Raw genomic sequence first — 8,256 nt, 5'->3', positions numbered from 1 at the left:
CAGTAAGCTGCCTTCGCCTTTGGTCTTCCTTGTGATATCTACGCATTCCACCGCTACACCACAAATTCCGCTTACCTCTCACATACTCTAGTCTACCAGTTTCAAATGCAGGTTCAGTGTTAAGCACTGAAATTTCACATCTGACTTAGTAAACCACCTGCGGACCCTTTACGCCCAGTAATTCCGAATAATGCTCGCCACCTACGTATTACCGCGGCTGCTGGCACGTAGTTAGCCGTGGCTTCCTCTGGGGGTACCATCATCGTTTTTCCCCCCTGACAGATCTTTACAACCCGAAGGCCGTCTTCGATCACGCGGCATTGCTCCGTCACGCTTTCGCGCATTGCGGAAGATTCTCGACTGCAGCCTCCCGCAGGAGTCTGGGCAGTGTCTCAGTCCCAGTGTGGGTGATCGTCCTCTCAGACCACCTAGCCGTCATAGCCTTGGTAAGCCGTTACCTTACCAACTAGCATAATGGCACGCGAACTCATCCCTAAGCGTAACCTTTAAATATCAAAACATGCGTCTTGATAGTCACATCCGGTATTAGCAGTCGTTTCCAACTGTTGTTCCAAACTTAGGGGCAGATTATTCACGCGTTACTCACCCTTTCGCCACTTTCCATTCACCGAAGTGAATTTCTCGTTCAACTTGCATGCCTAATCCATGCCGCCAGCATTCATTCTGAGCCAGGATCAAACTCTCCAATCAATTGATTGTGTTTGTATCCGACTTAATTACTTATATTTTTATATTGAGTTTTCTCTCGAAAAAATTAACTCTTAAATCATTTAAATGATTTAGGAGCCCGTTACTATCATATAATTCAACTATCAAACATCTTTTCGGGATCATTTCTGAACCTGTGTCATTCACTTTCGATGACTTAAAATTGTGCGCTTTATTTCAGCGACGGGAGTGATAATACCCCAAGCTCATTTTTCTGCAACCCGCTTTTTCAAAAAAAATCAATTTTTGAGCTTATTTTTGAAAAAAAGTGATTTTCAGTTCAAAATCCTGTATAAAAGCACTTCTTCACGGCTCACGTTTTTGGATATTTGTGAAGCCTAAATCTTCGAGTTGGCTAAGAAAAAGAGCTCGGCTTTTCTCATCTGCTTGAAAACTTATGAACTTCTTCTCCTTATCAACTTCCACTAATTGCAGCTCCGAATAAGTTTGACTCGCCTTTTTTATCTTATTCACACAGGCTTGGCAATTGATCCCATCCATGGAATAAGACTCGACATCCCCCTGCTTTGGTCCCTGATTAAACTTATCTTTACAAACTTCGAAGATTTGCTTGAGAAAAAAGCTCAACAACAAAACGGCGGCAGTCACTTGATACCAAGAACTGGATTCGTGATGATGAGAGGGACCCATGGGATCCACCACTGATAGGTAAGAACTAAAATAGTAGGCTCCTAGGCATGACCCTATGATAACGATAATTAATTGAATCATGACATGGCGCCAGCCAAGAATTTTTGATAGTGGCAAAATGACGGCCGCATTACTTGCGGGCCCCGCAATTAAAAAAACTAAGGCGGCAGCGGGATGCATCCCCATAATAACAAAGCCCATTGCAATGGGGATCGAAGCAGTAGCACAAACATATAAAGGTAGTGAAACCAAAAGCATTAGTCCCATTTGCTGCCAAAGCGCTAGCGAACTCATGAGCTCGTTTACTTTAAATTGTTCCGTTAATAAAGAAATTAATGAGGAAATCACAAGACCAATGAATAGCCAAAACCAAATTGATTGCAAGACATCTAGACTATGATCCCACCAAGCCTGTAATTTATTTGACTTCTTATTTTTCTTTTTTTCGTACTCAGATACAAACTCTTCATCCTCGTCAAAGAAAGAAGATGTCAGTCCAGTTATTAAGCCCAAGACCAAAGCTAAAAGCAATTTTATGAGTGCAAAAGGCCAGGAGAAAAAACTAGCTGCAACAAGAAAGGAATCGACACCCGTCTGAGGTGTACTCACTAAAAAGCCATTCACCGCCCCCTTATTTAAACCTTTAGAACGCAAAGAAATTGCCAAGGGCAAGACCCCGCAGGAACATAAGGGCAAAGGTAGACCAAATAGAACGGCCTTAAAAACTACCGCGTATTTGTGCCCGGACAAGTACTTCGTCATCTGTTCCTTATCTAAAAACAAGTGAACCAAGCCAGCGATTGCGGCACCCGCAAATAAAGGGAAGGCCAATTCTTGACTCAAAACCCAAAAACTTTCAAAAAAGCGATTCATATCTTCTCTATACTCTTTAATAAACTTATTATTCAATTAATATCACCTCAAAGCAGATTAATTAAAGAGATAGCTCGTGAGTCATTTTAAAGAAAAGATTTTTAAGTTCATTAACTCACAAATTATCATCATTGCCGTGATCGCTGGAACACTGCCTGCTTTAGCTTTTCCTGAAACTTCTGAAACCTGGCGTTTAGCTGGTGTCACCCCTTGGTTGATTGCTGGCGTGTTTTTATGCCAAGGCTTGGGACTCAACCCCAAAGACAAAATTGATCTTTCTCACAACTTAAAGATCATCTCTTTTAGTATGCTAGCTTCATTCTTGATCTTCCCACTACTCGCCTTCGGAGTTTTAGAGTTGGCTAACTTGAGTCAGGATAACTATTTTGGACTTATGCTCATCTGCTGCATGCCCTGCACGCTCGTGTCGGGAATTGTCATTTCAGACCTAGCTGGAGGCGATCGACCTGCAGCCTTATTTATCACAATTGCCTTAAACTGTAGCGCTGTCATTATTTCGCCCCTACTTATCGCTCTTTACCTCTCTTCTACAGCTGAAATTGACACATTGAGTTTAATAAAAAAATTAGCCCTCACAGTTTTCATCCCTGCGCTCTGTGGCTGGGGCATAAGAAAACAACTAAAAACAACTAAAAACAACTTTAACCTGAGTATTAAATACTTACCTGTACTCTTCTTAGGCACAGTAATTTTTGTGAATACTGGTGGACAAAAAGACGAAATCCTCAACGGATCACTCAATGAAGCCCTCTACATCGCAGTCCTGTCAGCTATCATTCACTTGTGTGCTCTTTTCTTATTTAATTTCTTCGGCAAAAGGACCTCCATGTCCGATGCTCAAAACCGCTCATTCTCAATCTGCTGTAGCCAAAAAACACTGCCCTTAGCAATCGCCATTTGGTCAGCACATTTTGCCCAAGACTTTCCGACCGCACTTATCGCCACGATGATTTACCACCTCATACAAATCTATCTCGATAGCTTCATCGCTCAAAAATGGGCCCAGAAAAAACTCTCCTCTTGAAAAGAAATTTTGCTTCTCTATTTCAAAGACATTACCTTAAAGATCAAGGAACAGTAAAAGGCGAGAGTTATGCAATCACTATTTCATAAAATTGGCGGTGTCCCAGGCATCGAAAAATTCTTAGATGAATTCTATCCTATTATGTTAAATGATGACAGAGTAAAAGATTACTTCAAAGACATTGACTTGGAAGCCTTAAAGTCACATCAAACTTTTTTTCTCTCCTACATTTTTGGAGGCATACCGGAATACACACGGCAATCATTAAAGGACTCTCATAGCCATCTCAAAATCACCAATGAAGTCTTTGACATCACTCTAGACAACATGCTTAAAGCCTTACAAAAAGTCAACTTAGATACTTCCTCGACTGTTGCTGCCATGAGCATACTTGAAACAGTAAGAGATGATTTAGTTTCACGTTAATCTACAGTTTTTTCTAAGTGCTCAGTTCGCTACGCTGACAGATCATTCGCAAGCTCACTACAGATCGGCCTTCGGCCTGCAGTTGAGGGAAATACTTTATTTTGCTGGGCGCACCGAATTCTATGCGGAAGTTGAAATTCTATCTCCCCTGGGAGCGCGGGCATCCCTGCCCGCTTAAATGCTGAACTCAAGCGAGTCCCATAAGTCCCATAAGTCCTATAAGTCCTATAAGTCCTATAAGTCCTATAAGTCCTATAAGTCCTATAAGTCCTATAAGTCCTATAAGTCCTATTGCTTAGACTCTATCTAGGCACAAAAAAAAGCGCATATCCTAAGATATGCGCTCTAAAAATTTCGGCTTGAAGCCTGAACTACCTGTGTGGTAGCACTTCCGGACTTAGCCAGATCTACCTCTAGGGCAGGATGATTTCTATCTAATAGACTCATCCGCCTTTGTGGTAATACTACAAAAAAAAGCGCATATCCTAAGATATGCGCTCTAAAAATTTCGGCTTGAAGCCTGAACTACCTGTGTGGTAGCACAAAAAAAAGGCTGGCAACGACCTGCTCTCCCACAGTCTTAACTGCAGTACCATCGGCGCTGGAGGTCTTAACTACCGAGTTCGGGATGGGATCGGGTGTGGCTCCTCCGCTGTGGTTACCAGCCGGAAAATGTTGGGAAGAAAACTTAGTGATGAAAGATAAGATCGCAACTCATAAGACTTAACTTAGTTGAGTTTGTGTGTGCTTATTATCTTTTTTAGGTGACATCGAGTGATGACAACTAAAAAAGAGGTGGACAAGCCTCACGGCTGATTAGTACTGGTCAACTGAACATATTGCTATGCTTACATCTCCAGCCTATCGAACAGGTAGTCTTCCTGTAGCCTTTAGAGGATAAATCCTGGGATATCTCATCTTTAGGGGGGCTTGGCGCTTAGATGCTTTCAGCGCTTATCCTTTCGCGACTTAGCTACCCAGCAATGCACCTGGCGGTACAACTGGAACACCAGAGGTCACTCATTCCCGGTCCTCTCGTACTAGGGAATGCTCCTATCAAATATCCTACGCCCGCAGAGGATAAGGACCGAACTGTCTCACGACGTTCTGAACCCAGCTCGCGTACCACTTTAACCGGCGAACAGCCGGACCCTTGGGACCTTCTTCAGCCCCAGGATGTGATGAGCCGACATCGAGGTGCCAAACCGCACCGTCGCTATGGACGCTTGGGTGCGATAAGCCTGTTATCCCCAGAGTACCTTTTATCCGATGAGCAACGGCGATACCTCTTTCCACCGCTGGATCACTAGGTCCTGCTTTCGCAACTGCTCCACCTGTCGGTGTTACAGTAAAGCCTACTTCTACCCTTACGCTCTACGCATGATTGCTGACCATGCTGAGTAGACCTTCGAGCTCCTCCGTTACATTTTAGGAGGAAACCGCCCCAGTCAAACTGACCCTCTGAAACTGTCCCCCATCCGGATTCACGGACGTGGGGTTAGATGCCCAAACTAATAAGGGTGGTATTTCACTGACGACTCACAAACGCCTGACGACGCAAGTTCACAGTCTCCCACTTATGCTACACATATTAGTCCGAACAACAATATCAGATTACAGTAAAGGTTCATGGGGTCTTTCCGTCCATCTGCGGGTATCCGGCATTTTCACCGGAACTACAATTTCACCGAGATCCACGTTGAGACAGTGTCTGGATCGTTACACGATTCGTGCAGGTCGGAACTTACCCGACAAGGAATTTCGCTACCTTAGGACCGTTATAGTTACGGCCGACATTCACCAGGGCTTCATTTCGAAGCTTCGCCCGAAGGCTAACCTCTCCATTTGACCTTTTGGCATTGGTCACGTGTCACACCCTATACTTCCTCTTTCGAGTTTGCAGAGTGCTATGTTTTTGCTAAACAGTCGCCCAGACCTCTTAACTGCGGCCCCCCTGAGGGGGCACCCCTTCTCCCGAAGTTACGGGGCTAATTTGCCGAGTTCCTTAACGTGGTTTCTCTCGCGCACCTTAGTCTACTCGACCTTCCTACCTGTGTCGGTTTTAGTACGGATAACTAAGCATCAGACGCTTAGAAGCTTTTCTTGGCAGCATGGTTCCATGTTAGACGGTTCCACCCGAGGGTTTCTTCGCCCCATCACAGTTGGTTCTTATGTAAAGCGGATTTTCCTACTCTACGAATTGCCTGCTTGGTATGACTAATCCATCAGTCATTAACATTTTCCTTCCGCGTCCCTTCATCACTACACTTAGCTAGTACAGGAATATTAACCTGTTGTCCATCGACTACGCCGTTGGGCCTCGCCTTAGGGTCCGACTAACCCTGGGGGGACGAACCTTGCCCAGGAAACCTTCGGATTTCGGTGACCGGGATTCACACCCGGTTTTTCGTTACTTATGTCTGCATTCTCACTTCTATGCGGTCCACCTGTTGTTTCCATCAAGCTTCACTCCTGCATAGAACGCTCTCCTACCCCCAGCAAGCTGGGTCGCGTCTTCGGCAATGGGCTTTAGTCCCGATTATTTTCGGCGCAGAATCACTCGATCAGTGAGCTATTACGCACTCTTTAAATGGTGGCTGCCTCTAAGCCAACATCCTGATTGTCCAAGCAACTCCACATCCTTAATTCCACTTAGCCCATCTTGGGGGCCTTAGACGGCGATCTGGGCTGTTTCCCTTTTGTCTATGCGGCTTGTCCCACATAGACTGACTCCTGAGCTCATAAATTTACGGTATTCGGAGTTTGATATTTGTTGGTACCCCGGTAAGGGCCCGCGAAAAATCAGTAGCTCTACCCCCGTAAAGAAGCACTCAAGGCTAGCCCTAAAGCTATTTCGGAGAGAACCAGCTATCACTGAGTTTGATTGGCCTTTCACCCCTATCCACAAGTCATCCAAGCGTTTTTCAGCACGCAATGGTTCGGTCCTCCACCCGATGTTACTCGGGCTTCAACCTGCTCATGGATAGATCACTCAGTTTCGGGTCTACTGCATACGACTTAAATCGCACTATTCGTACTCGCTTTCGCTTCGGCTCCGTTTAATAACTTAACCTTGCCGTATACAGTAAGTCGCAGACTCATTATGCAAAAGGCATGCGGTACATCATATAAAGATGACCCACACTTTGTAGATGTATGATTTCAGGTTCTATTTCACTCCCCTTACGGGGTTCTTTTCGCCTTTCCCTCACGGTACTGGTTCACTATCGGTCACTAACGAGTATTTAGCCTTGGAAGGTGGCCCTCCCTGATTCAGACCGGGTTTCACGTGTCCGGCCCTACTTGGGATACCCGCTATATATTAAAGAAATTTCGCTTACGGGACTATCACCCTCTGTGGTTGGATTTTCCAAACTATTCAGCTATCTCTTCAATACAATGTTGCAGGTCCCGCAACCCCTAAAAGCATGCTTTTAGGTTTAGGCTCTTGCGCGTTCGCTCGCCGCTACTAGCGCAATCTCGGTTGATTTCTTTTCCTCTAGGTACTGAGATGTTTCACTTCCCTAGGTTCGCTTCCCTAACCTATTTATTCAGTTAGGGATAACTGGACATAACTCCAGTTGGGTTTCCCCATTCGGATACCCCCGGATCAAAGCTCTTTTGCAGCTCCCCGAGGATTTTCGCAGCTTAACGCGTCCTTCATCGCCTGTTAGTGCCAAGGCATCCATCATACACCCTTACTAGCTTGTCCACCAAAAATATTAAAAATAATATCTTCAGCGACACACCTAATCTCTACTAAGTCTTTCTTTGTCTTGTATTCTTTTGGTTTGCGATCTTGGTATAAATTGTTTTTTGGTTGGTTCCTTTAACTTATAAAAGTTAAAAGACCTCAATTATACTTTGACTCTTTCATTCTATTGTTTTCTTCCTTTCAAAGATCTTATATCGAAGTGCTGTTCTCAGCGCTTGATATTTGAATTATACGATAGTAACGGGGTAATAAGTCTTGTAAAAAGCACTCTATAAAGACCGAAGTCTTAAAGAGGTTAGTCTTTTTCATTCCTTAAAAAGGAGGTGATCCAGCCGCTGGTTCCCCAACGGCTACCTTGTTACGACTTCATCCCAGTCACTAAGCCCACCTTCGGCGTCTGCCTCCTGCAAGCAGGTTGGCGCAACGACTTCGGGTGAACTCAGCTCCCATGATGTGACGGGCGGTGTGTACAAGGCCCGGGAACGTATTCAATGAGCCGTAGCTGATGCCCATTTACTAGCGATTCCATCTTCATGGAGTCGAGTTGCAGACTCCAATCCGTACTGAGACCGGTTTTGGGGATTCGCTCCATATCACTATGTCGCTGCCCTTTGTACCGGCCATTGTAGCACGTGTGCAGCCCCGGGTGTAAGGGCCATACTGACTTGACGTCGTCCACACCTTCCTCCCGCTTAACACGGGCAGTCTCCTTAATGTTCTCAGCATTACCTGTTAGCAAGTAAGGTATGGGTTGCGCTCGTTGCCGGACTTAACCGAACACTTCACAGCACGAGCTGACGACAGCCATGCAGCACCT

At 45.0% G+C, this 8,256-nt stretch carries 3 protein-coding genes and 4 rRNA genes; 2 read left to right on the top strand and 5 right to left on the bottom strand.

Annotated features, from left to right (window positions below):
• Positions 1-711, bottom strand: a 16S ribosomal RNA gene (locus tag LNTAR_RS24395); the annotation flags it as partial.
• 324 nt (positions 712-1,035) lie between these two features.
• Positions 1,036-2,253: a permease gene (locus LNTAR_RS24390; protein ID WP_162026461.1), complete on the bottom strand. Its 1,218-nt coding sequence runs from the start codon at positions 2,251-2,253 to the stop codon at positions 1,036-1,038.
• A 76-nt stretch (positions 2,254-2,329) separates the two neighbouring features.
• On the opposite strand from LNTAR_RS24390, the gene LNTAR_RS24385 reads away from it, so the two are divergent.
• Both LNTAR_RS24385 and LNTAR_RS24380 read left to right on the top strand, forming a co-directional pair.
• Positions 2,330-3,298, top strand: coding sequence for a bile acid:sodium symporter family protein (locus LNTAR_RS24385; RefSeq protein ID WP_007281450.1), 969 nt, complete (start codon positions 2,330-2,332; stop codon positions 3,296-3,298).
• Between the two features lie 69 nt (positions 3,299-3,367).
• Positions 3,368-3,724 carry a group I truncated hemoglobin gene (locus LNTAR_RS24380; RefSeq protein WP_007281449.1) on the top strand — a complete coding sequence of 119 codons (357 nt, stop codon included), beginning with the start codon at positions 3,368-3,370 and terminating at the stop codon, positions 3,722-3,724.
• Positions 3,725-4,275: 551 nt separating this feature from the next.
• On the opposite strand, the gene rrf is transcribed toward LNTAR_RS24380, so the two are convergent.
• The 3 genes from rrf to LNTAR_RS24365 all read right to left on the bottom strand — a co-directional run.
• Positions 4,276-4,390, bottom strand: a 5S ribosomal RNA gene (gene rrf / locus LNTAR_RS24375).
• A gap of 129 nt (positions 4,391-4,519) precedes the next feature.
• Positions 4,520-7,436: ribosomal RNA gene (locus LNTAR_RS24370) — 23S ribosomal RNA — on the bottom strand.
• A 319-nt stretch (positions 7,437-7,755) separates the two neighbouring features.
• Positions 7,756-8,256, bottom strand: a 16S ribosomal RNA gene (locus LNTAR_RS24365); the annotation flags it as partial.

The organism is Lentisphaera araneosa HTCC2155 (assembly GCF_000170755.1).
Taxonomy (GTDB): domain Bacteria; phylum Verrucomicrobiota; class Lentisphaeria; order Lentisphaerales; family Lentisphaeraceae; genus Lentisphaera; species Lentisphaera araneosa.
The sequence above is the reverse complement of the archived record's forward strand: the minus strand, read 5'-3'. Positions and strand labels throughout refer to the sequence as shown.

What these genes read in the sequence shown, in the direction of transcription:
- LNTAR_RS24390 (WP_162026461.1), bottom strand. Translation starts at nt 2,253, where the DNA reads ATGAATCGCTTTTTTGAAAGTTTTTGGGTTTTGAGTCAAGAATTGGCC.
- LNTAR_RS24380 (WP_007281449.1), top strand. Translation starts at nt 3,368, where the DNA reads ATGCAATCACTATTTCATAAAATTGGCGGTGTCCCAGGCATCGAAAAA.